The following is a 26,670-nucleotide window of genomic DNA, read 5'->3' as shown; positions in this document are numbered from 1 at the left end:
TCAGTCCCGGATAAAACCCTTGTTGCGCATCAGGACGTCGGCCAGGAACCCGTCGTGCGGGATTTGCGGTGCTCCGTAGTAGGTCGGGCGGCGGCCGCGGTACACGTTGGTGACCGTCGGTTCGCCGAGTAGGTCGTCAATCAGGTCGTCATCGCCGGTAATCGCGTTGACTACCAACGAATGCCGCAGTGGCTCCGTGCCGGCGGCGCGCGACCACGGCGCCACCCACACACACGGGAAGGGCAGCTCGATGTTGGGCTTGTCGGCGAGGGCGCCGGAGCCGGGCTCAGTCAGAAGATGCACCGCCGGACGCAGCGCGGCATAGCCGTCACCGACGGGTGCGACGACCTGATCGGCGCCGAGCAGCGGGGTGCTCCCCGCCGCCTTGGCTGCCAGGTGATTCGCCAAAGCCCTTGCCTTGTCGAGGGATTGGGTGGGCAGGATCGCTCGCTCGTCTTCGCTCGGCAGCGGCTCGATCGCCGCCAACCGTTCGGCGATCGCCTCCGCGAGCGGGGCGGGATCGCCCTCAACGAGCACCGCGGTGGTATTGACGCACGCCATTCCGCCCAAGTTGGCGATCGAATCGACGATGACATCGATGTATTCGCGCCAATCCTGGTCGGCGGTGATCAGGATCTTCGCGCGTCCCGGTCCGTTCACCACCACCGTCGGATCATGCGCGTACTTGTCCACGACATCCTGGCCCCCGTACACCATCGCGATGTCAGCCCACCGAATGATCTCGTCGGCGCCGTCATGGTCGGTGGGCAGGTACACCGCGTCCTCGGTGCGAAACCCGGCCTGGCGCAGGGCGTTCACCAACCGGTGGGCGGTCAGCGGCTCGCGGCGCGAGGGTCGCACCGCGACCCGGTAGCCCAGCGCGAGCGCCTGTGGCCAGAGGCCGTGCACGCCCGGGGCGTTGGCCGCGGCGTGCACCGCGAAGATATGGCCGCGCCGTGCCCACACCGCGCTGCCGTTACGGGTGCGCTCCTCGCGCCAGTCGACGGCCGCGCCCACCGACCGGGCCGGCTGCACCGCGTCGACCGCCGAGGCGACGGCGTCCGCGACGCCGCGCGCTCCGGCACGCGTGATCGCGATCGGCAGCCCCGAAACCCGGCTGGCCAGGCCGACATAAGCCTCGAAGTCGAGCCCGGCAATGACGGCCGTCGCGAAGATGTCGGCCGCATCGGCCAGTGCCGCTTCGCGCTGCGGCGCCGGAAGCGGCCTGATCTTGCGTTGCGCGCCGATGGTACGCGAAACATACAGCGGCGGAACGATACTGAGCTCGACCGCTGGCGCACCGGCCGTCGTCGCGATGACCTCGCGGTTGCGGGTTCGGTACTCCCCGTTGGGCCCGAGCGCGTCGATGCACAGCAGATCCGCCGTGAGCGTCATGGCTAGTACACGCCTTCGATGACGGCCTCACCCTCGAAGCTGGCCACGGGCCGCACCTCGCTCACCGAGTCGCTGAGTTGTCCTGCGGGACCGGCCATCCGGATCGCCTCATCGCGTTCCAGGTTGTTCGGAATGAACATTCCCTTGCTGATGTGGTTCATCACCACCTGGCCGCGCTGACCGTAGGGCACGTGTTCGCCGGTGTCGGGATCGATCACCCAGAAGACGACGTAGGGAGTCCGCGGATCGAAAACGAACGAATCCCCGTCGCCGGTGCGGGTGACCGCTTGGGAAAGAACCATGGTGCTACCGAAGGCCATGGTGATGGTCGTGTTCGGGAAGATGTCGCGCAACAGGTCGAGGGTGTCGGCGTCCACGTGGGCGCCGCTGAGCAACAGGTAGCGAATCTTGGCGTTCACCAAGTCCACCACGGAGTCGTCCCGGGCGATCGCCGCCAGCAGCGGCGGAGTGGTATGCAAATTCGCGACATGCTGCGTCTGCAGGACGAACACGGCCTGCTCGATGACGTGGTCGATGTAGGCCGCCACTTCCGAGGCGGCGTTGCGGGCGGCGAGTTTCTTGACCCAGCGGGGGTCGATGTCGATCGCGTGGAACACCGAGCCGAGTCGCTCGGAGACTAAGCGGGAGAAGTAGCCCACACCGTGCGGGCCGCTGGGCATCAGGCACAGGAAGCCCTGCCCGCGCAGGAAGCCACCCGTGGCGAAGTCTTCTGTTTGCCAGTCGACGACTTGCGCGACCCAATCCGGCAGCTGCACAGTGCGTTTCGGAGCCCCGGTGGTGCCACCGGATTCGAATATCTGGGGCAGCGGCGGCTGTGATCCCTGGGATCCGTACCCGCGAGGTATCAGGTCCTCGACCGGAACACTTCGCAGCTCGCTGAGGAGGTTGGGAAACAGACGAAGATCCGTAAAGGTGTTGATGTCGATCAGCGGGTTGAAGTTCAGTGTCTGGGCTGTGCGCAGCCAGAACGGCGAGCCGGTGTCCTCGCCGAAGTGCCAGGCCATCGCCGCGCGCAGGTAGGCCTCGGGGTCGTCGATCGGTACCGATCGCGGGACGTCCAACAGCGAGAAGTCGATATCGGCCATGCCACCGATCCTGTCGCATCCTGGATCCCACAAGCAATGTGATTGCGCGCCGTTCAGCTGGCGGCAAGTTCGGCGAAATAGTCCCTTAACGATCGGGGCTCGCGACCCAGAATTGCGCGCAACACCAGTGCGTTGCCACCGGGCAAACCGTGCCGGTCGTAATGCGCCATCATCCGCGTCATGCCATCGCGGAACGGTCCCTCGGGCAATTGCGCAGCGAACTGATCCAGCGGCGTCTGCACCGCGGCGATCGGCCGGCCGAGAACCTCACTGAGGATCGCGGCGGTCTCATGGCTGTCTTGCATTCCGGGCGCACACAATTCGAATGTGCCGTAACTGAGTTCGCCGACGGTCATCGCCAGCGCGGCGACCTCGGCAACGTCGCGGTAGTCCACCGAGCACATCTTCACCGTCAGCGAGTACGGCTGCGCCAGCCGGTCATGTTCGACAACGTCATTCCGGGGTCATCCCAGGACCGCTCGAAATTCTGCATGAAACGGGCCGGCTGCGGCACCGTGAAATCCAGCTCGGAGCTGTACAGCGCCTCCTCCACTGGCAGTTTGGCGGCCGCATGATTCCTCATCGCGGAGATCGACGGGTGAATAACCCCGGAATAGACGAACTTTCGCACACCGGCCGCCCGGGCGGCATCGACCATCGCCAGCCCCATCTCCGCCTCCCCCGCCGCGTGCGCCGGCCCGATGTGGAAGACCCCTTCCATTCCGGCGACCGCGTCCTTGAGACTGGCCGGTTCCGTCAGGTCGGCGACAACCGTTTCGGCGGCGCCGTTACGCCGGGCCACCTGTGCCCGTTCCTCATTGCGAACCAACGCGCGCACCTCGACGCCACGTTGGATCAGCTCGCGCAGCACCCAGTGGGCATGGCGTCCTGTTGCGCCGACCATCAGGACTCGCATCGCGGTCTCAGCTCGACGTCATGGCCTGGTTGAAGGCGGGGTAGATGTCGTCGTACGCCCCGTCCCGCTCGGCGAACCGCCATCGCTTGGCATTCTCGACGACGATCTCGTCGGGCTGAGGCTCCGTCTGCAACAACGTCATCGTCTCGGTGACGTACTCGTCCAGCGGCATCGCCCTGGGGTCGAATCCGCGCTCGCCCTGCAGCGCCGTCTGCACATGCGGCGGAATGATTTCGATCACCGCAACCGCGGTATCGCGGAGCTGAAAGCGCAGCGACTGGGTGTAGGAGTGCAGCGCGGCTTTGGTAGCGCAATACGTGGGTGTGAGCGCGCTGGGCATGAACGCCAGGGCCGAGGTGACGTTGATGATCGTCGCGTGCGGCTTTGTCCGCAGCGACGGCAGCAACGCCGCGGTGAGCCGGATCGGCCCGAGCAGATTGATTCCGATGCTCAGCTCGGCTGTGCCGGGGCCGCCGGTGGTGAGGTCCTCCACCCGCTGGATGCCGGCATTGTTGACCACGACGTTGAGTCCCGGGTAGTGGTCGGTCACCTCGGTGGCGAATCGCCGGATGTCGGCGGGGTCCGACTGATCCAGCGACATGGCCCGCATGCCCGGGTTGGCCTCCGCGACGGCCTGCAGCGGCTCGCGGCGGCGAGCCGCGATGATGACCTGGTTGCCTAATCGATGAAATGCCTCGGCCAGGCCGCGGCCGATTCCGGTGCCGCCACCGGTAACCAGGATGGTGTTGCCCTCCATCTGCATCGCCTTCTCCTCCGCTCGACCGCTTCTTGACCGGGTGCGGGATGCCCCGGTTGGCAAGCCACAAACCCCGATTCTCGTCCTGGCGGCAGTTCACTTTCGTGGCGGTGTCCCCGCGGCGACAGTGCGCACGATCCCGCGAAGCCACATGTGGGACGGATCTTCGTCGACGCGCGGGTGCCAGACGGCGTGGAACTGCACGGCGCCGAGCTCGCGCGGCGCATCAAAGACCCGCACGCGACTCGAGTCAGCAAACTGGGAGACGAGTCGAGCCGGGACGGTCAGTATCAGCTCAGTGCCGGGCAAAATGCTGGATCCCACCACGTGGTACGGCATGACGACCGCGACGCGGCGCGCCGTATCGAGCGCCTCGAGACTCCGGTCCAGCCCGGGCTGGCCGATGTCGATGCTCACGTGCGGCCACCGCAGGTATTGCGTCAGCGACAGCCTTGACGCTGATTTCCGCTGCGCCAGCGGGTGGTCGGCGGCCACGACACAGACGAACCGATCGGTGAAAAGGCGCTGGCTGACGTATCGGCCGGGTGCACCGCGGCCGTAGATAACCAGGTCGAGCGTGCCGGCGTCGAGCTTGTCGAATGCTCGCGCGTCGAGCGGTTCGCACGTCACCGTCGACTTCGGCGATTGCATCAGGATCGTCCGAACCAGCGCGGGGCCCAGCGCCGAGATGGTGAAGTCGCTGACCGCGAGACGAAACCGTTGGTCCGCGGTGGCCGGATCGAAGGTTTCGGTGGCGAACAGGTGGTTCAGCTCGGTGACAACCGTTGCCAGCTGGGCGCGGATGCGTTCGGCGCGGGCCGTCAGTGAGTAGCCTTCGGGTCCGCGGACCAGCAGCTCGTCTCCGAAGTGACGCCGCAGCCGCTGCAGAGCTCGGCTCATCGCGGGCTGGCTGAGCGCGAGGCGATCGGCGGCGCGCGAGACGTGACGCTCGTCCAGGAGGGCCACCAGCGGCGGCAACAGGTTCAGATCGACCCGGCCTATATGCGTCTGCACCATATAGCTGATACTAACTATTCATTTCACAAATGGTCGGCTGAGGCGCAGAGTCGAAGGGAAAACAATCGCGACGACAGTGAGGAAAACCGATGCGTTACATCGCCTTAGAGGAAGCGTTTTCATCCCCGAGTTGGCCGAGCGCCAGCCGATGTCGGATCTCCAGCGCTTCGCCCCACTGCTGGGGTTCAAGCCCGGATACCTGGACAAGTGCGCAAGCCGGCTGACCGACTTCACCGAATATCGCCTCCCGGAGATGGACGACGCCGGCATCGACATCCAGGTGCTATCCCTGACAGTCCCCGGCCTGCAGGTCGACATCGACGCCGAGCGGGCCGTCGACAACGCGCGGTTCGCAAACGACTACCTGGCCAAGGTCATCGCCGAACATCCGGATCGGTTCCGCGGCTTTGCCGCTCTCCCGTTACAGGATCCGGCCGCGGCCGCGGCGGAATTGGAGCGCGCCGTCACCGAGCACGGGTTCTGCGGGGCCCTGGTGAACGACTGCATATCCGGGCCCGGCGGCCGCTACCTGGACGCACCCGAATACGACGAGGTGTGGTCGGCGGTGGAATCCCTTGGCGTGCCAATGTATCTGCATCCCGGCGCCCCGGCAGCCGACAATTGGCGCGTCCTCGACGGCCGTCCGGAACTGTATGGGGCGGCGTGGAGTTGGGCGGCCGAGGTCGGCGGGCACGCGCTGCGAATCCTGTTCGGCGGGGTGTTCGACCGGCATCCTGGCGCGACAATGATTTTGGGGCATATGGGTGAGTTCCTGCCGTTTCAGCGCAGCCGGTTGGACTCGCGCTCCGCGGCCGGCGCGACGACCGCGCTGAAGCGCCTGCCGTCCGAGTACCTGGGCACCAACATCGTTTTCACCAACAGCGGGGTGTTCTCGCCGGCGGTGATGCTGGGAGCGGTGCTGGAAGTCGGTGCCGACGCGATCATGTTCTCCGTCGACTATCCCTACGAATCCTCGTACGAGGCCGTCGAAGGATTCGAGCGGACCACCCTCAGCGCCGCCGATCGGGAGAAGATCGCCCACGGCAACGCCGAGCGGCTGCTGCGGATCAGTTGAACGAACGGTTGTGGAGTTCGCGCGGGTCGACGCCCGCACGGCGCCACGCCTTGGCGGCCCAGGGCGCGTAGATGAACCAGACGGGAAGCCGGTTGATGAGCGGATTCAACGCACGCACGGCGGCGGCGAACCGCTGGAATCGTTTCTCCCGCTTGTCATCCCAGTCCAGCCCGCACACATCGCGCATCTCCGGGGGCATGGTTCCGACGAGGACCAGCCGGGTGTAGGCGTTGAGCGGTGCAGACAGAATTCGCCAGAGCGGCTTGGGAACACGGCGCGGGGCCGGGATCCCTTTTCGGATGTAGCCGGTGCCGTAGAGGACGGTTTTGTGCGGGACGAACCGCTCCAGCATGTCGTCCCAGTAGGCCACGAAGTCGGCATAGGTCTGCGGCTGGCCGCGGTCACTGACCCCGTACAGGCTGTACCAGATCTTGCCGTCGTTGAAGATCTGTTCCTTCTCGGCGTCGGACAGCCGGCGGATGAACATGTCGGCGGTGTAGATGACCTGGTCGACGAAAGTTGCGTGCGCCCAATAGAACAACTCCGGGTTCAGCGCGTGGTACCTGGAGCCGTCGCTGATGGTGCCCTTGATGGGCTTGTGGAAGTCCCGCACCTTGCGGCCCCACTGGTGCGGATCGTCGGAGTAGACGGTTTTCATCAGCGGCGGTGCGGTTCGCTTGGCCCGGCCCAGTGTGTCGCTGAAAATCACGGAGTGATCGAGCACCCCCTGGCCGAGTTGTTCGATGCAGTTCTCGACGCCGGCGACGCGCTGGAATCCGAAGAATTGGGTGCGGTGGTCTCCGTAGAACTTCCATATCAGCGAACCGGGCCCCAGCCGCGTGGTGGCGTCGGCGATGTCGTCGTCGATCGGCATGGGTACCGCTTCGCGCACACCGGCGTCGAAACGGGCTCCGGGCTCGGCAAGCTGGTCGTTCTGGGCGGTCATCCAACCCTCACTTGTGAAGTACTGAAACAAAATTGTATCTTTGTTCCGAACATAGCAATCGCTGGCGATGGCCGCAAAGCGGCGTGAGGCGGCCCATGATCCAGTCGGAAACCGAGTCGGTCACCGAACTCGACCGCTTAATCCTGGACACCGCCCGCACCGTCTTCGAGACCTACGGCGTGCGCCGCGCGAACATCGAAGACGTCGCCGCCCGCGCCGGGGTCAGCCGTAGCACCATCTACCGGCGCTTTCCCACCAAAGACGACCTGTTCGAAAAGGTGGTGCGGCGGGAGGCCGAAACTTTCTTCACCGCGCTCGATCAGGCCACCACCGGGCGCAATCCGCAAGAGGCCGTGATCGAGGCGTTCGCGCTCGGTGTGCGCCTCGTGCATGACTCGCCGCTGTATTCGCGCATCGTGGAGAGCGAGCCCAAGTTGTTCGGTCTGTTTTCGCGGTCGCGCGTCTTTCCGATCGGCCGGTTCGCCGACGGAATCTCCTACACCCTGCGCCGATGCGGGGCCGAGATCCCCGAGACCGACCTGGCCAACATCGCCGACATCCTGCTGCGCGTCGCCCTCGGCATCATCGTGTTTCCCACCGACCGCCTCGACACGACGGATCCCGCGGCGGTGCGGGAGTACGCCGCCCGCTACCTGGTGCCGATCATCGGTTGACCGCCGCCGGGATCGACCTGCCGCCGTCGGTCTCAGTTGCCGGGGCTGCCGGGGCTGCCGGGGCCGTTGCTGGTGCCGTTGGTGCCGGTGGTGCCGTTGTGTGTGCCGCTGCCGCCGTGGGCGCCATCGGTGGGCGCCCCGCCGTCGCCGGGGCTGCCGGCGCCACCGCCCAGGCCGCCGCTGCCGGGGGTGCCCGAGGAGGTGTTGCCGCCGTCGCCGCCGTCGCCGGCAGAGCCGCCGCGGCCGCCGGGACCGCCGTCTATCCGGTGACGTCCCCACCGTCGGAGTTGTGATTTTGGCCATGCGTACCACGTTGCTGCGGCGGATTTTCGGTTTTGAGCAAGCTTTACGCCTCCGTCAAATCTGGCGGCAAGCGGAAGCCTGCGACTGCGGAGAAGGTGCTGCGGCAGCGCGGAAATTTTCGCGTCGGGAATCTGTCGGCACCCTGAACTAATCTGTAGCCGTGACCCAGCTTTCTGGGGTTCCGCGGACCCGGTATGCCAGTTGCGGCGAGATGGACATCGCCTATCAGGTCTTCGGCGATGGCCCGATCGACCTGCTCGTGCTGCCGGGGCCGTTAATCCCGATCGACTGCGTCGACCAAGAGCCGTCGATGTACCGCTTTCATCGACGCCTGGCGTCCTTCGGCCGGGTAATCCGGTTCGACCAGCGTGGAATTGGCCTGTCGTCGCGGGTCCCCTCGGTGGACATGATGGGGCCGAAGTCGTGGGCGCAGGACGCGATCGCGGTCATGAACGCGGTTGGATGTGAGCGGGCCACGATTTTCGCCCCGGGTTTCACTTCGTTGGCCGGACTCGTCCTCGCGGCCGACTACTCCGAGCGGGTGAACAACCTGGTGATCTTCAACGGCGGGGCGCGTACTCTGCGCGGGCCCGATTACCCGATCGGCAGCGACGAGAGCGGCGCCGATCCATTCACGACGGTCGGCGTCCAGCCCGACGCCGTCGAGCAGGGCTTCGACATGCTCGGCATCATCGCTCCCTCGGTGGCCGTCGACGACGCGTTTCGCGCGTGGTGGGATCACGCGGGCAACCGTGCCGCGTCTCCCAGCATGGCTCGTGCCTTCATCAAGAAGATCAGGGAAGGCGACGTCCGCGACATCCTCGACCGCATCGCCGTGCCCACGCTGATCCTGCATCGCGACAACCCGGAGTTCAGTCCGATCGGGCACGGTCTCTACCTCGCCGAGCACATCGCCGGATCGCGCTTCGTGGAACTGCCGGGCGAAGATTCGCTGTACTGGGTCGGCGACACGGGACCGATGCTCGACGAGATCGAGGAGTTCATCACCGGAGTGCGAGGCGCCTCCGATGCCGAACGCGTACTCACCACGATCGTGTTCACCGACATCGTCGGCTCCACCGAGCGCGCCGCCCTGCTCGGCGACAACCGATGGCGTGACCTGCTGGACAACCACGACAGAATCGTGCGCCACCAACTTCAACGCTTCGCGGGTCATGAAGTCAACACCGCCGGAGACGGCTTCGTCGCGACGTTCACCGGCCCCAGCGCCGCGCTGGCGTGCGCCGACGAAATTGTCTACGCAGTAAGGGTTTTGGGTATCGAGGTGCGGGTGGGCATCCATGCCGGCGAGGTCGAGATACGTGGCGCCCTGAAAAGTGATGTCGCCGGCATGGCGGTGCACATCGGTGCGCGGGTGGCGGCGCTGGCCGGTCCCAGCGAAGTGCTGGTGTCCTCGACGGTGCGCGACATCGTCACCGGATCACGGCACCGGTTCGCCGACCGCGGCGAGCATGCGCTCAAGGGGGTGCCGGGTTACTGGCAGCTGTGTGCCCTGGTGCGCGAGCACGCGGACGTCAGGAGATAACCCCGCTGGTTCGGCGTAGGCTGCCAACAGGGAAAGCTGCCCCCACACGTTGATTTACTGTCCACCTTGGCTTTTGAGCAAAGGAAGATCGAAGGAGTACGCATGACCGACGTGCACATTTCGCTGCCCCCGGCGTTGCGCCGAGCGCTGGACCTGCTTGCGGATCCGCCTGTCGATCCCGACGTGAGCAAGGGTTATCTCGATCTGCTGGGCGCGGCCGGCGACGAGACCATCCCGAAGAACACCGGTGCGATCCAAGCGGCCTGGGCATCGCCGATCGGGTCGATGCTCTACGACAACGCGCAGGCCATCTCGCGACGGCTGATCACCGCGTGGCAACACCCCGTCGAGTGGTTGAACATTCCGCCGGACGGAACGGCGCTGGACGTCGGCTCGGGTCCGGGCAACGTGACCGCATCGCTGGCGCGCGCCGCCGGCCCCGGCGGACTGGCCTTGGGCGTCGACATCTCCGAGCCGATGCTGGCGCGCGCCGTCCGCGCGGAATCGGGGCCACAAGTCGGCTTCCTACGGGCGGATGCGCAACGACTTCCGTTGCGCGACAATACTATCGACGCCATTACCTCACTCGCAGTGCTGCAGCTGATCCCGGATCCAGCGGCCGCCCTGGCCGAGATGGCACGCGTACTGCGACCGGGCGGACGGCTGGCCGTCATGGTCCCCACCGCCGGACCCACCGCCCGGCTTTGGCGCAACTTGCCCAACGTCGGGGCCCATGTGTTCGACGACGACGAAATCGGCGACATCTTGGAAGACAACGGTTTTGCCGGCGTGCGGGTCAAGAACTACGGCACGATTCAGTGGGTGCGCGGCAAGCGCTGAATCATGGCCGATTCTTCCGACTTCGGGACCTTCGGTCGCTTTACGGAGACCCCTGTCGACCGCATGCCCGACAGCATGAAAGCCGCCTACGAATTCACCCGGAAACTACGCGGGCTGGTTCCGGGCCCGCATAAGATTTGGCTGGCCAACCCACGCTTGTCCCAGACGATCGTCCCGACCGGAGCGTACTTTCAAACCGAATCGACGCTGACCAAGGCAGAGATCGAGATCGTCACCAGCCTCACTACCGGCCGCTGGGGCGCCCCGTACGCCAACTACGAACACGAGAAGATCGGCGTGGAGCAGGGTCACCTCGCGCCTGAAACGGTTGAGGCTTTGATCAGTGGTCACGCCGTCACCCTCGACGACCCACGCCAGCAGGTCGTGTACGACCTCGCCTCGACGCTGGTCACCCCGCGCTACGTACCGCTGGGACTGTACCAGCGCGCCGAGGCACTGCTCGGCGACGCCGGCATCGTCGATGTCACCGTCCTCATCGGATGGTTTACCGCTGTCTCGATGACGCTCGCGGCATTCGACGTTCCGGCCGATGCCGTAGGTCTGGACCAATAGACCATTCGAATCGAGGCTCATGGCGTTAACTCCCTTCCCAACAGTCACTTTGACTCCGGTCGCATATTTTCCCGAATGGTATTTCCCGGAGAACCTCGCCGTCCGCGGCGACCGTTCGGTCCTGGTCACAGCGGTTTATCAGAAGGAGCTCTGGTGCGTTCCCGGCCCCGAACCTCGCGCCGAGATCAGCCCGGTGCTGGTTCACACGTTCGATCACCCCGTCACCGGCATCGTCGAGGTCGAACCGGACGTGTTCATCGTTTGTCTGACTGAGGGCTATACCACCCACGAATCTCATCTGGCGCGTATCGATTTCAACGACTGGACGCAGGGTGACCCGGTGTCACCGGAGATCATTTTCACCTTCGATGAGCCCGTCCGCGCACTTAACGGCTGCTGCCTGATCGACTCCGGGGTGATGCTCGTCGCCGATTGCTTCGCCGGCCTGATCTGGCGAATTGACCTGGGAGACAACGCTCGCAGCGCCAACGCCAGGATCTGGCTGGCCCACGACACAATGGCGTGGGACCCGGACAGTGGAGTTCCGCCACCACCGCAGCCAGGGATCAATGGCATCCGCTACGGGCCACGGACCGGCTACGTGTATTACACGTCGACCGCTCAAAAAGTGTTCATGCGGGTCGCGGTCGACCCGTCAACTCTGAATCCCTCAAGCGATGCCGAGTTCGTCGCCGCTATCGACAACGCCGACGACTTCTGCCTCGATGAAAACGTCGGTTTTGCTTATGTCACCCGGCACCGCGCAAACACCTTCGACCGAGTCCCGCTAGAACCCCGGCATGGCAGCGAGGTCCGCCACATCGCCGGCGATCCGCTCAACGAGATCCTGGTGGGGCCGTCCAGTGCGGTCTGGGGCAGGGGCCCTGGCGACTACGGCCGAGTGGCTTATGTTACGACCGACGGCGGGACGACGGCGCCTCCCGATGGGATCGTGCGCAAGGCCGCGCTCCTGCGCGTCGAACTCCACCCGGTGCCGGCTTAGTCGTCGGCAAGCTCGCGGTGCTCGATCAGCTCCCCCAGCCCCGACACACCGAGCCGCTGACGGAACGCCTGGGCGGTATAGCCGATGACGGTCGCGTCGGTGTGAGCGCGCACGGTCGCCGAACGTGGCATGTGAAACAGCACACCGATTTCGCCGAAGTAGTCGCCCGGCTTGGCCACCTTGACCAATTCCTCACCGCCGTCAGCTAATTCGCGCACAATATCGAGCTCGCCCTCCGACACCAGATAAATCAGCTCGCCCATCGTGCATTGCTCGAACAACATTTCGCCGGCCTTCAGGCGCACGGTTTCGGGAGGCCGATTCGTCGATGAGACCGCCGGCGTGAGTTCGACGACACGATCGGCCAGCGGCAGCATCCGGCTGTCGTGAGTGGCCACCACCACCACGCGTTCGCCCTGCGCAAGCGAGCGGATCAGCCGCAGCACCTCCTCCACCTGAATGAAGTCGAGGTGCGCGGTCGGTTCGTCGGCGAGGATCAGCAACGGGTCCAGTGCGATCGCGCGAGCGACCGCGACGCGTTGCTGCTGCCCGCCGCTCAGGTCGCCCGGGCGGTGTTTCATTCGCTCTGCGAGGTTGACCCTCGTCAGCAGTTCCTCGGCACGCTCACGCGAGGCCGCACGCGAGTTACCGGCCGCGCGCAGCGGAACCATCACGTTCTCCAGCGCGGTCAGGCTCGGCACCAGGTTGAACGCCTGGAACACGATGCCCACCTTGTTGCGCCGATACTGCGCCAGCGCGCCGCCCTCGAGCTTGGTGATGTCGGTGCCATCGAATTCGACGGCCCCGGACTTGGGCCGCAATATGCCACCGAGGCAGGACAACAGCGTCGTCTTCCCGCAGCCGCTGGGCCCCAGCAGGATCACCAGCGATCCGGCCGCCACGTCGAGGTTCAACCCGTTGATCGGGCGGACCGCGTACCCGCCGCTGGAATATTCGACGACAAGGTCTTTGATGCTTAGGTCGCTCATCGCTCAGGGCCCCCCGAATGCGAGTGCCGGATCGACGGCGACCGCGCGCCGGAACCCGGCCAGGCTGGCCAGCAGACCGATCATGATCGCAGCGAGCGGTAGCGCCACATAAGCGATGGCAGGGACCACGACGATCATCGGGAACACCGGCGCAAGCAGCAATGAAAACACGACGCCCAGCGCCGCCGCGAGCAGTGCGACGAGGACCGCCTGCAGCGCGAGCCCCGCCAGGATCGACCGCGTCGGCACGCCGATCGCCTTGTACACCGCGAAGTCGCGCAGCCGCTCGAGCGCGGAGAGGTACACCACCGACCCGACGATCAGCACCGCCACGATCGACATCATCGCGGCCACGATCGAGATCGCTCCCACGGCGACGTGCTCTGGGCGCAGCAGGTCGTTGACACCGGCCGCGCGGTCGACGAGCTGGTATCCGGCCGGGATTTGCTGCGGGCTGCCCTTGATCGCGATCGACGTGACCGTCGGCTGCCCGTTGTACGACAAGCGCTGCAGGCCCTCGGTGGTCAGGAAAATGTTGGGCGTCTTGGCCAGTGCTGTGGAGTTGGGCACGATGCCGACGATCCGCAGCGTGCGCGCACCGACTCCCAGGTCGTCGCCCACCACCCGGCCCAACGTGCTCGAGACCGCGACCTCGTCCGGCGTCGACGGTGGGCGGCCCTGCGACACCTGCGGCATGCCCGGTCCGCGCTCCGGCGCCCCGAACGCGGTGACGCTTCGCCTCGACGTGCCCTCGACGACCGTCGTCGCGGCACAGGCCAGTGGTGCCGCAGCGGTGACGCCGGGCGTGGCGGCCACCCGAGCCACCTCGGCTTCGGCGAATGGTGTGGCCCCCAAAAGCGGTCCTGCGGCGCCTGCCTTGATCACGAATGTGTCGACACCCATCGAATCGACCGCGCGCTCGGCCTCGACCCGAAAGCCATTGGCCAGCCCGATCATGACGAGCGTCATCGCGAAGACCAGTCCGGTGCTGACGATCGCAATCACCAGGCGCCGCCTTCGCCACTGTATGTCCCGCAAGGCCGCGAACAGCATGGCCGAAACGTTACCGACCTGCACGCCCTCCGGTGCCGAATTTTCCCAGCGTTCTTGTTACGGAGATGGTCTCAGTGGCGTTTCATGGCGGGGTGGTTGCGGCGCAGCACCGGCAGTAGCAGCTCGGGCGGCGCGACCCGAAAGACGGCCGAAGCAACCCGGTTCACGCGCCCGGGCACGACGACGGCCTTGCCGGCGGCCAGGCCGTTGATTCCGGCCTGTGCCACCTGATCGGCGGAAATCCACATCACCCGCGGCAGGGCCGATTCGGCTTCCTCCTTGGTGAATCCGGCCGTGTCGCTGAATCCGGTGTCGACCGGCCCGGGACACAGCGCGGTCGCGCTGACCCCGGTGCCGCGCAGCTCACCACGCAGGCTGTGGGTGTAGGACAACACAAACGCCTTGGCGGCGCCATAGGCCGCCTGCCCCGGCAGGGGCCCGAACGCCGCTATCGACGCCACGTTCAGCACCGCGCCCCGCTTCCGGTCGACCATGCCGGGCAGGAACCTGCTGCACAGGTCGACCACCGCGGCCACGTCCACCTCGACCAGGTTAAGTTCTTTCTCTGGAACCGATTTCGCGACGAGTCCGAGCGTCGACAGCCCGGCGTTGTTGACCAGGATGTCGGGGACAAGTCCCAGCGCGGTGACCCGGTCCAGCAGGGCCGCCCGGTCGGTTCGGTCGGACAGGTCGGCGGGCAGCGGGTGCGCCTGCGCACCCAACCGCCCGGCGATGTCTTCAAGGCGGTCGACGCTGCGTGCCACCAGCACGACCTGGTAGCCGCGCCGAGCAAGTATCTGGGCGAATTCCTCACCGATGCCTGACGAGGCACCGGTAACGACGGCCGCGCGGTCTTTTCCTGGTTGAGGGAGAGCCATATGGCGACCGTACCGCCTCTACCCTCCAGTGCTCTGGGCCAGCGTGGCCAGACGGTCCATTGACTCGCGCAGCATGTCGGGCGTCGTCGAACGAGCCTTCTCCAGCCGGGTTCGATCCGTCAGCGAGGTCCAGTCGTAGGTGTGCGTCACGCTGGTGAGTGTTGGGTTGATCTCGCTGAGCTCCCAGCGCCAGAGGTGGCCGGGCGGCTGCTTTCCGGGCTCGGCCGGACGCCAGGCGATCTTGCTGCCTTCGATGAACTCCACGACGTGGTTTTCCCGCACGGCACCGTTGGTCAACGTCGTCTTGAACACGTCACCAGCCTGATGGACCCGCTGCCCCGGAGCCGCCGATGCGAGATTGTTGTTGCCGTCCCAGCTCGGCTGGATCGACGGATCGGCGATCAGATCGAAAATCTTCTCGGCGCTGGCAGAGATCATTCGGGTCGCAGTCACGATTCCTTCAGGCGGTTCGGGTTCCATGAAACCAATCCAAACACCAATGTGTGGGGCCGTCTCGTTACCGGCCCCACACTGGTTCAGTTTCCGGCATCAGTTTCCGCCGTCAGCTGACCCGCAACGCCTCGACCGGCCCAGACAGCGCCGCCTTGAAGTGGCGGGTGAGGTCGTCGGCCAGCACCTCCGCCTCGCCGCGGTCGATGGCGTCGACGATCTGGCGTGCTACGTCCCGCGGGTCGTTCTTAGGCACGTCGAAGTCCGAGACCATCTCGGTGTCGGTGTAGCCCAGGTGCGCCCCCGTGACCAGCGTGCCCTGCTTCTCGAGCTCGATGCGCAGCGAGTTGGTTGCCGACCACAGCGCAGCCTTGGAGTCTCCGTAGCCACCGAAACCGCCCACCCATGACAACACCGAAGCGATGTCCACCAGGGCGCCGCCGCCGTTGTCGGCCAGGACCGGCGCGAATGCCTTGGCGACCCGAAGCGCGCCGAAGTAGTTGGTCTCGAAGACCTCCCGGATTTCCTTGATGTCGCTGTCGAGCAGCTTCGACGCACCGAGGACACCGGCGTTGTTCACCACGATGTCGGCGTCTGAGGCCGAAACAGCCAGCGCTGCAACCGAATCCGCCTTTGTGACGTCGAGCTCGATACTCACGACACGCGGGTCCTCGCTGGGCTTCGGCGCCCGCGCCGTGGCGTACACCTTGGCCGCGCCGCGCTGCAGAAACTCGTCCACAATGGCCTTGCCGAGTCCGCGCTGCCCGCCGGTGACCACCACTGTCGATCCCTTGATGTTGACCATGACCAGTTCTCCTTGACTTAGGTAAAGTAGTTTTGACTCTGTCACAGTAATTGACCGCATAGACATAGTCAAGTAATCTTTGCCTATGTCTTCTGAATGGTCTGCATCACACCGGTACCGAAAGGTGCCGGCGCCCGGCGGCCTAGGGCTGGTGCACGATTTCCTCAACACGATCGGCATCGCGACCTACGGCCCGGATCTGCTGGCCGACACCAAGCTGGCGCGCGACTGGGCGGGGAACGCGGTGCGGACGTGGTCGGCGTTGCGCGGAGTCGAAGCGCAACCACCGGCGCTCGACGACGCGGATCTATCGAAGCTTCGTGCCTTGCGCACCACGATCGCCAAGATGGTCGCCGGCGAACCGCCAGACGAGCGGGGGATCGGCTCCATTCGCTCGGTTTCCGGATCCTTTGCGCTGTCGGACACCGGCGAGGTGCGGCTGGAACCCGCGGGTAGCGGCTGGCGCTGGATGGCCTCGGCCCTGTGGGGTGAGATCTTGCTGAGCCAGCAGCACGACACCTGGCGCCGGATCAAGACCTGCCACAACCACCAGTGCGGCTCGGCCTTCTATGACCGCTCGAAGAACAACAGCGGCGTGTGGTGCGACGTCAAGGCGTGTGGCAACGCCGCGAATCTGCGTGCTTCCCGGGCGCGCCGGCGCGAACGTGAACAAAAAGCGGAAAGTGGTCAGCCGCCTCGCGTCTAATCCACGCCGAAGTCTTGCCCGAAGGCGCTGTCAGCAGCGCTCAGCGCCTTTGCGCATGATCTGCGGGTCGCCGCCGGGCTTGCGGGGCTTGCTTCGCACCACGGCGGACAACGCGTCGCACGCGCGCGCCTTGATCGGAGCGACCAGATCGAAGTTCGTCGAGCTCTGTCGTGTTGGCACAGCTTGTTTCCTTCGTTTGTGCGGCCAGGGGGTCGCCGCACCTGAATTAAATTTCACCGTGACTCTTTTACGACCGCGCCGCGCTCGGGTAAACGGTAAAACGCTTTTGTGGCATGAGACACAGCACCGCCGCTTCGGGCGGATCGTTACAGAGTTGATGCCGTTACGTAATCAGCGCTTGTTGGAGCGCTTCGTTGCGTCCGTATGCGAAACCCCCTGTCTCGCAGTGTATCGGACTTGCGGTGTGCCGCGCGCCAACTTGTCGAATTCGATCGGATTACGACTGCTGCCCTGGCGTGCTCTGGCCGGTGAAGGGAACCGCCTGGCCTGTTCGAACAGCGGTGATGGCAGGCTCATCTCTGGCACCGACGATGATGGAGGCTCCGTGGCGCACTCTTCTGATCTGACGACCGGCCTTGATGAGGGCTTGCACGAAATCCACACTCCGGCCGGGGCGTTGCGCTATTACGACACCGGCCATGATCTCAATGGACCGCCGCTGTTGTTCCTGCACGGCTCGGGACCCGGCGTCACGGGCCACCGCAACTTCCGCGGGGTTTTGCCCACGTTCAGCAGGCACTTCCGTTGTCTGGTGCTGGAATTTCCCGGCTTCGGCGTGAGCCCCGACCTGGGCGGTCATCCGATGATCGCCGCGCACGGAGCGGCCATGTCGTTCATCGACGCGCTCTCGCTCGACCGCTTCGACATCATCGGCAACTCGATGGGTGGCGCTGTCGCAATCAACCTGGCGATACAACATCCCCAACGGGTGCGCCGGTTGGTCACCATTGGCGGCATCGGCACGAATCTGTTCACCCCCGGGCCCAGTGAGGGCATCCGGCTGCTGCAGGAGTTCACCGAGGACCCGACCCGCCAGCGGCTGATCGACTGGCTGAATTGCATGGTGTACGACCCCGCGCTGATCACCGACGAGCTGGTCGAGGAACGCTGGAGCCTGGCCAGCGATCCGCAGGCCTTGCAGGCCGCCCGGCGGATGTACAGCAAGGCTGCCTTCGCCAAGATGACGTCGATGATGGCCAAGTCGGACGCGCCGCTGCCGTGGGCGACGATGCACAAGGTTGCGGCCCCGACCCTGTTGACGTGGGGACGCGACGACCGGGTGAGCCCGCTGGACATGGCGATCATTCCGATGCGCACCATCCCCAACGCCGAATTGCACGTGTTTCCCAATTGCGGGCATTGGGCGATGATCGAGGCCAAGGAAGCGTTCGAATCGACCGTGCTGGCGTTTTTAGAGCGCCAATAGCAGCCAAAAGCAGCGCGGCACTTGGCCGCAACACGGTGTCCCGGTCAGCGGTCCGTGACACGCATGCACCGTGAACCGTGTTGTTAATCTGGCGACGTGGACCCCGCCCGCGAAAAGCCGACCACCGCGGCACTTGCCGCCACCAGTCGGGCGCTGCTGTGCATGATGTCCTACGAGGAGGAGATCTCCGGCTATGACCTCAAGAAGTGGATCGACTGGAGCGTCGACCTGTACTACTGGAGCCCGTCGTATAGCCAGATCTATACCGAGCTGAAAAAGCTGGAGAGTCTCGGTCTGGTGACATCACGCGTCGAGCGTGACGAGGGCACACGTAGCCGCCGGCTCTACAAGATCACGCGGGCCGGGATGGACGCCGCCATCGAGTGGGTCAACGATGCGCCGGTGGACCCGCCGGTGCTCAAGCACAGTGTGCTGCTGCGGGTGACGTTCGGCCACCTCACCAACCCGGCTCGGCTCAAGGAAGTGTTGCAGGAGTATGCGGCATACGCCGAAGCCCGCCACCGCAAGGCGGTCGAGGACGCCGACGGAGCCGAAGGCGAACCCGCCTGGGCGTACTCGGTAATCGCGTTGCGCTGGGCGGCCAAGTACTACGCCGCCGAGCGCGAGTTCGCCCTGGAACTGATGAAGGATATCGACGAGGCGGACGCCACCGTGCACAAGGCCGCCAAGGGTGGTTTCGGCAAACCGCGCCCAAAGCCAGGTTACTGGCGCGAGATCGAGAAGCAGGTCGAGGCGAAGCGCGAAGCCGACTAGCGCCCCTAGCCCTGATGGTGGCGACCCGCCGCATCCCGGGCCGCGATGTAGCCGTACACCAGGCCTTGCGCGATCGTCGCGCCCGCTCCGGGGTACGTTGCGCCGAACGCATTGGCGGCGGTATTGCCGATCGCGTGCAGGCCGGCGACGACGCCGCCGTCCTCGCGCAGTACCCGCGCCCGTTCGTCGGCTTCGATCCCGCCGCAGGTTCCCAGGTCGCTGAGCACCATTTTCACCGCGTAGAACGGGCCCTTGAGCAGTGGACGAAGGTTGGGGTTCGGGGTTATCGTCGGGTCGCCGTAATAGCGGTCATAAGCGCTGCGGCCTCTGCCGAAGTCCGGATCCTTTCCGGCAGAAGCGTTTTCGTTGAAGCGGGTCATCGTGTGGGTGAACTCCCACACCGGAACGCCGATCTGTGCGCCCAGCTCGGCGAGGCTGTCGGCCCGCTTTGCGATGCCCTCGTCGTACCATGCCGGCGGAATCTTCATCCGCGGGAACAGGGTGGCGCCAAAGACATAACTGTTGCGGTGCTGCTGGTCGAAGATGATCCACATCGCTTCGACCGGGCTGCCGGCGCGTTCCAGTTCTAGCAAGCGCTGACCGAACGACATGTAGTCCGCCGATTCGTTGGCGAACCGGCGGCCATTGTGGTCCACGATCAGGCAGCCGGGCAGTGACCGCTCGGCCAGCATCACCGCGGGCTCCTTGCCGGGCAGCGGCGCGACGGCGGGAAACCACCAGGCCTGGTCCATCAAACCGATGTCGGCACCCAGTTCCTGCGCCGCGCGGATCCCGTCGCCGGTATTGGCCGCGGCACCCAGGCTCAGATTGGCGCCCAGCGACTCGGATTGGAATTTCCACCGCATGTCCATGCTGTGGTCGAAACCGCCCATGGCCAACACCACGCCGCGCCGCGCGGTGATCGTCACCTCGCGGCCGCCGTGCTCGACGACGGCCCCGCGCACGCGGTTGCCGTCGCTGTCGAGTCGCAGCAGCGCGGTGTCGGTCCACACCGGAATGCCGGCGCGCAGCACACCCGCGAACAGGCCGGCCATCAAGCCCTGGCCGCCCGCGGCGTAGCGCCGGCCCAGCAGCAGGCCGCCCACGCCCTGCGCTATCCGCTTGGCGAATACCGGGATTCCCTTGCGCGGCACCCGGGCTACCAGATTCATCCAGCGATAGTCGGCGCCCGTCGTCGGCACCGGCACGCTGGCCTCCATCACGCCGGGCTGCAGCTTGCTGCGGTACTCGCCGAGAATCGAGGTGTCGAAGGGGCGGCATTCGCAGGTGCGGCCCGCTGCGCTGCCGCCCGGCTCCTCGGGGTGATAGTCGGAGTAGTCGCGCGCCCAGAAAAGCCGAAGCGGAGTCATTCGGCGCAGCATCTCGACCGTCGCCGGTACGTGGTTCAGAAACCCGGTCGATCGCAGCCGGGGTGCCGACCCCGCGACCACCGAGTCCAGGTAGGTGGCGGCGCGCTCGGCGGTGTCGTTGGCGCCATCCTCGGCCAGCACAGGGCTGGCGGGAAGCCACAGCGCCCCGCCGGACCGGGCGGTGGAGCCGCCCACGTACGGCGACTTCTCCACGATCAGCACCGATAGCCTGAGTTCGTGGGCGGTCAGCGCCGCGGCCATGCCGGTGCCCGAGCCGACCACCAGCAGGTCCACCGCGGTGTCGGCCACCGGAAGGCCGGCCGGGATCGTGCTGCTGTCCAGGGTCACGTTGGAAACGGTAGGCCGCCGCGGCGCAAGCGAGAAAGAGCCGTCCTAATGAGCGGAACAGTCACCCCATTGGCCCGCTCATAGGAGTTAAATCGTGGGGTATGACGTCGTCTGGCGCCGACGAGATTCGGCTCATTGAAGCGCAGGCCGCGCCGACGCGGTTCGCCCGCGGCTGGCATTGCCTCGGATTGATCAGAGATTTCGGTGACGGCAAGCCGCACGCGATCAACGCATTCGGCCAGAAGTTGGTGGTGTTCCGCAGCGGAGACGGCAACATCAACGTGCTCGACAGCTACTGCCGGCACATGGGCGGTGACCTGTCGCAGGGCGAAATCAAGGGCAACGAGATCGCCTGCCCGTTCCACGACTGGCGCTGGGGCGGCGACGGGCGGTGCAAGCAGGTGCCCTACGCGCGGCGCGCGCCCCGGCTGGCCCGCACCGCGACCTGGACGACGCTGGAGCAGGACGGCATGTTGTTCGTGTGGAACGACCCCGAGGGGCACCCACCCCCGCCCGGGGTCACCATCCCGCGCATCGAGGGTGCCACCAGCGACGACTGGACCGACTGGCATTGGTACACCACCGTCGTGCAGAGCAATTGCCGCGAGATCATCGACAACGTCGTGGATATGGCGCACTTCTACTACATCCACGGCGCACTGCCGACCTACTTCAAGAACATCTTCGAGGGACACGTCGCGACGCAGTACATGAACGGGGAGGGCCGCCCCGACATGGGCGGCACCGAAGGCGCGCAGATGCTGGGCAACACCTCGGTGGCGTCCTACTACGGCCCGTCCTTCATGATCGACGACCTGACCTATCACTACGAACACGGCGACGCCAAGACGATCCTGATCAACTGCCACTATCCGATCGACTCGAATTCCTTTGTGCTGCAATACGGCATCATCGTCAAGAAGTCGGAAGCGCTGCCCGGTGACGAGGCCATGCGGACCGCGATCAAACTCGGCGACTACGTCAAGCTGGGATTCGAGCAGGACGTCGAGATCTGGCGGCATAAGGCGCGCATCGACAACCCGCTGCTCGTCGAGGAGGACGGTCCGGTGTACCAGCTGCGCCGCTGGTATCAGCAGTTCTACGTCGATGTCGCCGACGTGCAACCAGACATGGTGGACCGCTTCGAGTTTGAGCTGGACACCACCCGGCCCTACGAGGCGTGGATGAAAGAGGTCGAGGCGAACATGGCCGCCCGGGCGGTCGGCGCGGGCTCGGTGTGATGTCGCTCGATTCGTCGGTCAGGGAAGACAATCGCCTCGACGCGATGCCCATGGTGCCGGTGGCGTGCCGCAATTGCGGCGCACGGGTGGCTGGCGCGCAAGAGCACCTGGAACCAGACCAGTGTGCAGTGGAACGCCGACGCGACGGCACGCTGCGCCGAGCGCGCCGACGCGCAAAAACTGGCGGCGCCCGGGAGCTGCGGCGTCTTCCTGGTGTGCTCGGCGCTACGCGAGTCGATCCTGGACGCGGTGCGGCACGGCGACTTGGCTATCGTCGACGAAATAACCGGCATCACACCGTAATTCGGGTATTCTCGCCGGAGAGGTCGTCATTTTCTGGGCTTCGCCTACGTCTCACCGCTGCTGCCGCAGCCGGCTACGGCCGCAACGCCGGATGACCCCAATGAGGCGGGACTTCCCTTTTCCAGCGTGAACTGGCACAAATCGGTGTAGCCATCGCGGAACAACTCGGCACAGCCGGTCAGGTACTTCATGTACCGGTCATAGACCTCTTCCGACTGGATCGCGATCGCCTCGTTCTTATGGGCCTCCAGCGCCGCAGCCCACATGTCGAGCGTCCGCTTGTAGTGCGGCCGCAGCCGATGGATCCGGCTAACCGTGAACCCGGCCTTCGTGGCGTGCTCCTCGACCATCGCCACCGTTGGCAGCCGGCCGCCGGGGAAGATCTCCTCCAGGAGGAATTTGACGAAATGCGCATGGCGCATCGTCAGCGGCAGTTTGCGCTCCTGGATCTCCTTGCGGCTCAACACCACGATCGTGTGGAGCAGCATCGTGCCATCGCTGGGCAACACGTCATAAGCCCTCTTGAAGAAAGGGGCGTAGCGGTCGTAGCCGAAATGCTCGAGCGGGCCGATCGCCACGATTCGGTCCACCGGCTCGTAAAACTGCTCCCAGCCCTCGAGCAGCACCCGCTTGGAACGCAGGCTATCCGAAGCCGCGAACTGCTGCTCGACGTAGGCAACCTGGTTCTTGCTCAGCGTCAGGCCGACGACGTTGACGTCGTACTTCTCCAACGCTCGCAACATCGCCGGCCCCCAACCGCAGCCGACGTCGAGCAGCGTCATGCCCGGCTGCAGGCCAAGTTTGCCCAGCGCCAGGTCGATCTTGGCGTTCTGAGCCTCCTCCAGCGTCATGTCGTCGCGCTCGAAGTAAGCGCAGGTGTACGTCCGCGTAGGGTCCAAGAACAATGCGAAGAAGTCATCGGACAGGTCGTAGTGGGCCTGCACATCCTCGAAATGCGGCAGCAGGCTCTGCGCTTCTCTTGGCAATGTCATCCTCCCGTCACGGCTGGGACGGGGAGCCCTCGTCGGCTTCGATGCCCGCGGATTCCCCGCAAATAAATCGCATCACCCGGTAAGGGAGGTTACACGCATTTGGCCCGGCAAAGCGGTAGGTCAACCCGGGGATTTCAGGCGTGCGCCGCCGTCGACCCGGATCTTTGTGCCGGTGGTGAATGCGCCGTCGTCGCAAGCCACCATGGCGATCACCGAGGCCACGGCGCAGCGGGGAGTCGATCGCGGCACGCACCGCAGCCGAGCCCTGTTGGCGCATCGGCGGAATGTCGCCGCGCCACGCGACCCGCGCGGCGGCGTCGGGATCCAACGCGGAAGTCATCTTCTCACCGTCGGCGGCTCGTGCGCGGCAAGCGCGTTCGCGCGCTCCACCATGGCCGAGCCGACCGACGGTTGGGTGAGCAGATAGAAACGGCCCTCGGCGGCCTGCTCGAAGATCGTCTCGGCTGCCGCCAGCGGATTCATGGCCGCAGCCTTGACGTCCAGCATGGCCGAACGCTGCTGTTCGGCGACCGCCGCATCGGTGGCATCGGACGGGTCGACGCCGCCCGCCGAGTCGAAGATGTTGGACACCACCGCCCCGGGCAGCACTGCCTGCACGTGAATGTGGTTGTCGTGTCCGGCCGACTGAACATCGAGATACAAGCACTCGGTCATCGCGAGCACCGCGTGCTTGCTCATGATGTAGGGCCCCTGCAACGGAATCGCCAGCACCCCGCCCACCGACGACAGGTTCCACACCCACGCCCGCTCGTCGGTGGCGATCATCTTGGGGAGAAAGGCCCGCACCCCGTAGAAGACTCCGCTGACATTGATGTCGACGACCCGACGCCAGTTGTCCACCGGCGTGTCCCAGAGATAGCCGAATTGCTCTACACCGGCGTTGTTTACCAGCAGCCGCACCGGACCGATTTCGCGATAGGTCCGGTCGGCGAGTTCCTGTACCGCCAATGGGTCACGCACGTCGCACACGACGTCCACCGCTGAGCCTCCGGCCGCGCAGAGTTCGTCGCGCAGTGCCGCGATGGCGTCGGCGTCGACGTCGGCGAGAACCGCCGTCATGCCCAATGTCACGGCCTGCCGGGCCAGTCCGGCGCCGATGCCTGCGCCCGCACCGGTGATGACGGCAACGCCGCCGGAGAACGTTTCGCGGGCACTCATCGATCTACCGGCTTCCGAGCAACCATCTCAGCTCGCCGCTCGCCCGCCGCCGCGCTTCCCGCGCGATGCCCAAGCTGGCCATAGTCATGAAACCATGTATGGCACCGTCGAACTGGGCGCGCACGACACGCACCCCGGATGCGTCGAGCTCGGCCGAGTAGGCCAGCGCCTCGTCGCGCAGCGCGTCGTGCCCGGCGATCACCACCACGGCGGGCGGCAGATCATGCAACTTACCGTGCAGCGGCGCGGCATAGGGATGAACGCGATCCGCCTTAGACGGCAAGTACTGGTCCCAATACCACTGCATGGCCGGCTTGGGGTTGTAGTAGCCGCGGCCGAAAAGCCGGTAGGACTCGGTGTCGAAATCGGCTGCCAGCACGGGATAAAGCAGGAGCTGGGCGGCCAGAGTCGGGCCGCCACGGTCCCTCGCCATCAGCGCGGCGACGGCGGCCAGATTTCCGCCGGCGCTGTCACCGCCGATGACGACGCGGCCCGGGTCGCCGCCCAGGTTCGGCGCATTGATCGCCGCCCACTGGGTGGCCGCGTAAAAGTCCTCGGCGGCCGCCGGCCAGCGATGCTCGGGAGCCAACCGGTACGCCACAGAAACAACAACGGCGGGAACGCGATTGGCAATCTCGCGGCATAGTCCGTCGTGGCTGTCCAGGTCGCAAAACACGAAACCACCACCGTGCGCGTAGACGAGAACCGGGAGGCCCGAGCCGTCGGGCCGGTAGATCCGCACCGGGATGTCGCCTCCTGGCCCCGGGATGGTTTGGTCGCGCACCTCGGCGACCGGCTCGGGCCGGGCCGCCGGCACGAACCGGGCCCGGATCACGGCCCTTGCCTGCGCGCCGGTCATCGTGTGGACCGGGGGAAAGCCGGCGTCCAGCTCCTCGATTAGGGGGGCGAGCTGCGGATCGAGGTTCACGCGTACTGCAGGGCGGGCCGTGCGGATCGCAGCGGCCGCAGCGGCTGCAGCGTCGGTGCAACCCGCTGCGGGCCGTCTTCGATGTTTCGCCAGATGCCCATCGCGGTCATGCGCACCGGGGCGGCCAGTCGCTGATCGAACATCATGCGATTCATCGGTCCGCACACCGACACCGCAGCGTGCGCCTCGCCGGGACCACCGATTGGGGCTGCGACACAACCGAATCCGAGCAACGACTCCTCGCGCTCGAACGCGACACCATGGGCTCGCGCCTTGGCCAACTCGGCGGCCAGCTGGGAGCTGGTCGATATCGAGTACTTGGTCTTGCGGACCCGCAGATCAACGTCAGCGTCCTGGTCGCAGTACGCGAGGATCGCCTTGCCGACCGCAGTGCAGTGCGCCGGCTGACGTCCGCCGACCCGGGTCGGGATCGCTCCGAGCGCGCGGTCACCGATCTTGTCCAGGTAGACGACGTCGGGACCGTCCAGAACCGCGAGGTGTACGACAAGCCCGGTGGCGCGGTGTAATTCGCCCAGCAGCGGAGCAGCCGCCCGCACGAGGCGATCCTGGTGGACGGCCAGCGAGCCCAGCTCCACCAGTCGCATGCCCAGCTCGTAGTCGCGTCCGCTGCGGCGCAGCCAGCGCAGCTGCACCAGGCGCTCGAGCATTCGGTGCGCCGATGAGCGCGGCAGACCGGTGCGGCGCACGATCTGGGCCAGCGTCAGCCGTCCCGGTCCTTCGAATGCGTCGAGGACCAGTGAGATGCGGTCGATGACGGCGTTGGGGGTTTCGACGGGCGCGACGGTCCCTGACATCGGTCCTCCAAGGGCTGGAAATATCCGGGTATATCTGGCTGCTATATTCCTATTAGGAAGATAGCAGCCAGCCGAGCAGACGCAAAAAGCCTCCGACACGCCGAGTGTGCGGGGGCTTTTGTGTCTCAGTGTCAGGGTGACATTGCCGCGTTGCGGTGGTTGGGTCTGGATCACCTGGTGTTTGGCTCATTTTGTGTCTGTCGCCTTCGGGTTGGCTTGGAGCGGTAGTGCCGGCACCAGG

At 65.8% G+C, this 26,670-nt stretch carries 30 protein-coding genes and 1 pseudogene; 12 read left to right on the top strand and 19 right to left on the bottom strand.

Going from position 1 to position 26,670, the window contains the following annotated elements; all coding sequences use genetic code 11:
* The 6 genes from ACLP9N_RS32195 to ACLP9N_RS32170 form a co-directional block, all read right to left on the bottom strand.
* Positions 1 to 1,377: an aldehyde dehydrogenase family protein gene (locus ACLP9N_RS32195; protein ID WP_442411194.1), complete on the bottom strand. Its 1,377-nt coding sequence runs from the start codon at positions 1,375 to 1,377 to the stop codon at positions 1 to 3.
* Between the two features lie 20 nt (positions 1,378 to 1,397).
* On the bottom strand, positions 1,398 to 2,501 hold the full coding sequence (locus ACLP9N_RS32190) for a phenazine antibiotic biosynthesis protein (protein WP_442411181.1): 1,104 nt from the start codon (positions 2,499 to 2,501) through the stop codon (positions 1,398 to 1,400).
* A 53-nt stretch (positions 2,502 to 2,554) separates the two neighbouring features.
* A complete protein-coding gene (locus tag ACLP9N_RS32185; protein WP_442411180.1) occupies positions 2,555 to 2,911 on the bottom strand; it encodes a hypothetical protein in 357 nt (118 codons plus the stop codon).
* A gap of 2 nt (positions 2,912 to 2,913) precedes the next feature.
* Positions 2,914 to 3,417 (bottom strand): NmrA family NAD(P)-binding protein, encoded by a 504-nt coding sequence (locus tag ACLP9N_RS32180; protein ID WP_442411179.1) that lies wholly within the window; start codon positions 3,415 to 3,417, stop codon positions 2,914 to 2,916.
* A 7-nt stretch (positions 3,418 to 3,424) separates the two neighbouring features.
* Entirely contained in the window at positions 3,425 to 4,180 is a 756-nt protein-coding gene (locus ACLP9N_RS32175) for an SDR family oxidoreductase (RefSeq protein WP_442411178.1), read from the bottom strand.
* A gap of 90 nt (positions 4,181 to 4,270) precedes the next feature.
* Positions 4,271 to 5,191, bottom strand: coding sequence for a LysR family transcriptional regulator (locus ACLP9N_RS32170; RefSeq protein ID WP_442411177.1), 921 nt, complete (start codon positions 5,189 to 5,191; stop codon positions 4,271 to 4,273).
* A gap of 148 nt (positions 5,192 to 5,339) precedes the next feature.
* Between ACLP9N_RS32170 and ACLP9N_RS32165 the strand changes: the two genes are divergently transcribed.
* A complete protein-coding gene (locus tag ACLP9N_RS32165) occupies positions 5,340 to 6,266 on the top strand; it encodes an amidohydrolase family protein (RefSeq protein WP_442411176.1) in 927 nt (308 codons plus the stop codon).
* Here the strand turns inward: ACLP9N_RS32165 and ACLP9N_RS32160 are convergent.
* Positions 6,259 to 7,212: an oxygenase MpaB family protein gene (locus ACLP9N_RS32160; protein WP_442411175.1), complete on the bottom strand. Its 954-nt coding sequence runs from the start codon at positions 7,210 to 7,212 to the stop codon at positions 6,259 to 6,261. The genes ACLP9N_RS32165 and ACLP9N_RS32160 overlap by 8 nt on opposite strands.
* A 95-nt stretch (positions 7,213 to 7,307) precedes the next feature.
* Here ACLP9N_RS32160 and ACLP9N_RS32155 point away from each other — a divergent pair, with 95 nt between their 5' ends.
* From ACLP9N_RS32155 to ACLP9N_RS32130, 6 genes are all read left to right on the top strand, one after another.
* Positions 7,308 to 7,886 carry a TetR/AcrR family transcriptional regulator gene (locus tag ACLP9N_RS32155; RefSeq protein ID WP_442411174.1) on the top strand — a complete coding sequence of 193 codons (579 nt, stop codon included), beginning with the start codon at positions 7,308 to 7,310 and terminating at the stop codon, positions 7,884 to 7,886.
* Positions 7,883 to 8,179, top strand: a complete 297-nt coding sequence (locus tag ACLP9N_RS32150; RefSeq protein WP_442411173.1) for a hypothetical protein — start codon at positions 7,883 to 7,885, stop codon at positions 8,177 to 8,179. The genes ACLP9N_RS32155 and ACLP9N_RS32150 overlap by 4 nt, the downstream gene beginning before the upstream one ends.
* 221 nt (positions 8,180 to 8,400) lie before the next feature.
* Complete coding sequence (locus ACLP9N_RS32145; protein WP_442411193.1) at positions 8,401 to 9,735, top strand: adenylate/guanylate cyclase domain-containing protein; 1,335 nt, start codon at positions 8,401 to 8,403, stop codon at positions 9,733 to 9,735.
* A gap of 102 nt (positions 9,736 to 9,837) precedes the next feature.
* A complete protein-coding gene (locus tag ACLP9N_RS32140) occupies positions 9,838 to 10,575 on the top strand; it encodes a class I SAM-dependent methyltransferase (protein ID WP_442411172.1) in 738 nt (245 codons plus the stop codon).
* 3 nt (positions 10,576 to 10,578) lie between these two features.
* Positions 10,579 to 11,148: a carboxymuconolactone decarboxylase family protein gene (locus ACLP9N_RS32135; RefSeq protein ID WP_442411171.1), complete on the top strand. Its 570-nt coding sequence runs from the start codon at positions 10,579 to 10,581 to the stop codon at positions 11,146 to 11,148.
* Positions 11,149 to 11,167: 19 nt separating this feature from the next.
* Positions 11,168 to 12,151, top strand: coding sequence for a hypothetical protein (locus ACLP9N_RS32130; RefSeq protein WP_442411170.1), 984 nt, complete (start codon positions 11,168 to 11,170; stop codon positions 12,149 to 12,151).
* Here the strand turns inward: ACLP9N_RS32130 and ACLP9N_RS32125 are convergent.
* The 5 genes from ACLP9N_RS32125 to ACLP9N_RS32105 all read right to left on the bottom strand — a co-directional run bounded on the left by ACLP9N_RS32125 (position 12,148) and on the right by ACLP9N_RS32105 (position 16,326).
* Complete coding sequence (locus ACLP9N_RS32125) at positions 12,148 to 13,140, bottom strand: ABC transporter ATP-binding protein (RefSeq protein WP_442411169.1); 993 nt, start codon at positions 13,138 to 13,140, stop codon at positions 12,148 to 12,150. The two genes, ACLP9N_RS32130 and ACLP9N_RS32125, sit on opposite strands and share 4 nt — an antisense overlap.
* A 3-nt stretch (positions 13,141 to 13,143) precedes the next feature.
* Complete coding sequence (locus ACLP9N_RS32120; RefSeq protein ID WP_442411168.1) at positions 13,144 to 14,193, bottom strand: ABC transporter permease; 1,050 nt, start codon at positions 14,191 to 14,193, stop codon at positions 13,144 to 13,146.
* Between the two features lie 71 nt (positions 14,194 to 14,264).
* Positions 14,265 to 15,071, bottom strand: coding sequence for an SDR family NAD(P)-dependent oxidoreductase (locus ACLP9N_RS32115; protein WP_442411167.1), 807 nt, complete (start codon positions 15,069 to 15,071; stop codon positions 14,265 to 14,267).
* An 18-nt stretch (positions 15,072 to 15,089) separates the two neighbouring features.
* Positions 15,090 to 15,551: an SRPBCC family protein gene (locus ACLP9N_RS32110; protein ID WP_442411166.1), complete on the bottom strand. Its 462-nt coding sequence runs from the start codon at positions 15,549 to 15,551 to the stop codon at positions 15,090 to 15,092.
* Positions 15,552 to 15,633: 82 nt separating this feature from the next.
* Positions 15,634 to 16,326: an SDR family oxidoreductase gene (locus ACLP9N_RS32105; RefSeq protein ID WP_442411165.1), complete on the bottom strand. Its 693-nt coding sequence runs from the start codon at positions 16,324 to 16,326 to the stop codon at positions 15,634 to 15,636.
* A 148-nt stretch (positions 16,327 to 16,474) separates the two neighbouring features.
* Between ACLP9N_RS32105 and ACLP9N_RS32100 the strand changes: the two genes are divergently transcribed.
* The gene (locus ACLP9N_RS32100) at positions 16,475 to 17,032 is read left to right on the top strand and encodes a CGNR zinc finger domain-containing protein (protein ID WP_442411192.1); all 558 of its coding nucleotides are present in this window, start codon (positions 16,475 to 16,477) and stop codon (positions 17,030 to 17,032) included.
* Between the two features lie 30 nt (positions 17,033 to 17,062).
* On the opposite strand, the gene ACLP9N_RS32095 is transcribed toward ACLP9N_RS32100, so the two are convergent.
* Positions 17,063 to 17,212, bottom strand: coding sequence for a hypothetical protein (locus ACLP9N_RS32095; protein ID WP_442411164.1), 150 nt, complete (start codon positions 17,210 to 17,212; stop codon positions 17,063 to 17,065).
* 385 nt (positions 17,213 to 17,597) lie between these two features.
* On the opposite strand from ACLP9N_RS32095, the gene ACLP9N_RS32090 reads away from it, so the two are divergent.
* A complete protein-coding gene (locus ACLP9N_RS32090; protein WP_442411163.1) occupies positions 17,598 to 18,479 on the top strand; it encodes an alpha/beta fold hydrolase in 882 nt (293 codons plus the stop codon).
* Between the two features lie 162 nt (positions 18,480 to 18,641).
* Positions 18,642 to 19,253, top strand: a complete 612-nt coding sequence (locus ACLP9N_RS32085; protein WP_442411191.1) for a helix-turn-helix transcriptional regulator — start codon at positions 18,642 to 18,644, stop codon at positions 19,251 to 19,253.
* A gap of 5 nt (positions 19,254 to 19,258) precedes the next feature.
* Here the strand turns inward: ACLP9N_RS32085 and ACLP9N_RS32080 are convergent, their stop codons facing one another.
* Positions 19,259 to 20,971, bottom strand: coding sequence for a 3-ketosteroid-delta-1-dehydrogenase (locus tag ACLP9N_RS32080; RefSeq protein ID WP_442411162.1), 1,713 nt, complete (start codon positions 20,969 to 20,971; stop codon positions 19,259 to 19,261).
* 101 nt (positions 20,972 to 21,072) lie between these two features.
* On the opposite strand from ACLP9N_RS32080, the gene ACLP9N_RS32075 reads away from it, so the two are divergent.
* Together ACLP9N_RS32075 and ACLP9N_RS32070 are read left to right on the top strand one after the other, a co-directional pair.
* A complete protein-coding gene (locus ACLP9N_RS32075; protein ID WP_442411161.1) occupies positions 21,073 to 22,212 on the top strand; it encodes a Rieske 2Fe-2S domain-containing protein in 1,140 nt (379 codons plus the stop codon).
* Positions 22,212 to 22,515, top strand: a pseudogene (locus ACLP9N_RS32070) (ferredoxin). Before ACLP9N_RS32075 ends, ACLP9N_RS32070 begins: the two are co-directional and overlap by 1 nt.
* Positions 22,516 to 22,559: 44 nt before the next feature.
* On the opposite strand, the gene ACLP9N_RS32065 reads toward ACLP9N_RS32070, so the two are convergent.
* From ACLP9N_RS32065 to ACLP9N_RS32045, 5 genes are read right to left on the bottom strand one after another with little or no spacing between them, the layout of a single operon-like run.
* The gene (locus ACLP9N_RS32065; RefSeq protein WP_442411160.1) at positions 22,560 to 23,501 is read right to left on the bottom strand and encodes a cyclopropane mycolic acid synthase family methyltransferase; all 942 of its coding nucleotides are present in this window, start codon (positions 23,499 to 23,501) and stop codon (positions 22,560 to 22,562) included.
* Between the two features lie 13 nt (positions 23,502 to 23,514).
* Positions 23,515 to 23,847, bottom strand: a complete 333-nt coding sequence (locus ACLP9N_RS32060; RefSeq protein WP_442411195.1) for a hypothetical protein — start codon at positions 23,845 to 23,847, stop codon at positions 23,515 to 23,517.
* Positions 23,844 to 24,686: an SDR family NAD(P)-dependent oxidoreductase gene (locus ACLP9N_RS32055; RefSeq protein WP_442411159.1), complete on the bottom strand. Its 843-nt coding sequence runs from the start codon at positions 24,684 to 24,686 to the stop codon at positions 23,844 to 23,846. Before ACLP9N_RS32055 ends, ACLP9N_RS32060 begins: the two co-directional genes overlap by 4 nt.
* A gap of 4 nt (positions 24,687 to 24,690) precedes the next feature.
* A complete protein-coding gene (locus ACLP9N_RS32050) occupies positions 24,691 to 25,614 on the bottom strand; it encodes an alpha/beta hydrolase (protein ID WP_442411158.1) in 924 nt (307 codons plus the stop codon).
* The gene (locus tag ACLP9N_RS32045) at positions 25,611 to 26,429 is read right to left on the bottom strand and encodes an IclR family transcriptional regulator (RefSeq protein WP_442411157.1); all 819 of its coding nucleotides are present in this window, start codon (positions 26,427 to 26,429) and stop codon (positions 25,611 to 25,613) included. The genes ACLP9N_RS32050 and ACLP9N_RS32045 overlap by 4 nt, the downstream gene beginning before the upstream one ends.
* Positions 26,430 to 26,670 lie beyond the last annotated feature (241 nt).

Source organism: Mycobacterium sp. (assembly GCF_052144515.1).
Classification (GTDB): Bacteria; Actinomycetota; Actinomycetes; order Mycobacteriales; family Mycobacteriaceae; genus Mycobacterium.
This window is presented reverse-complemented; position numbering and strand designations above follow the sequence as displayed.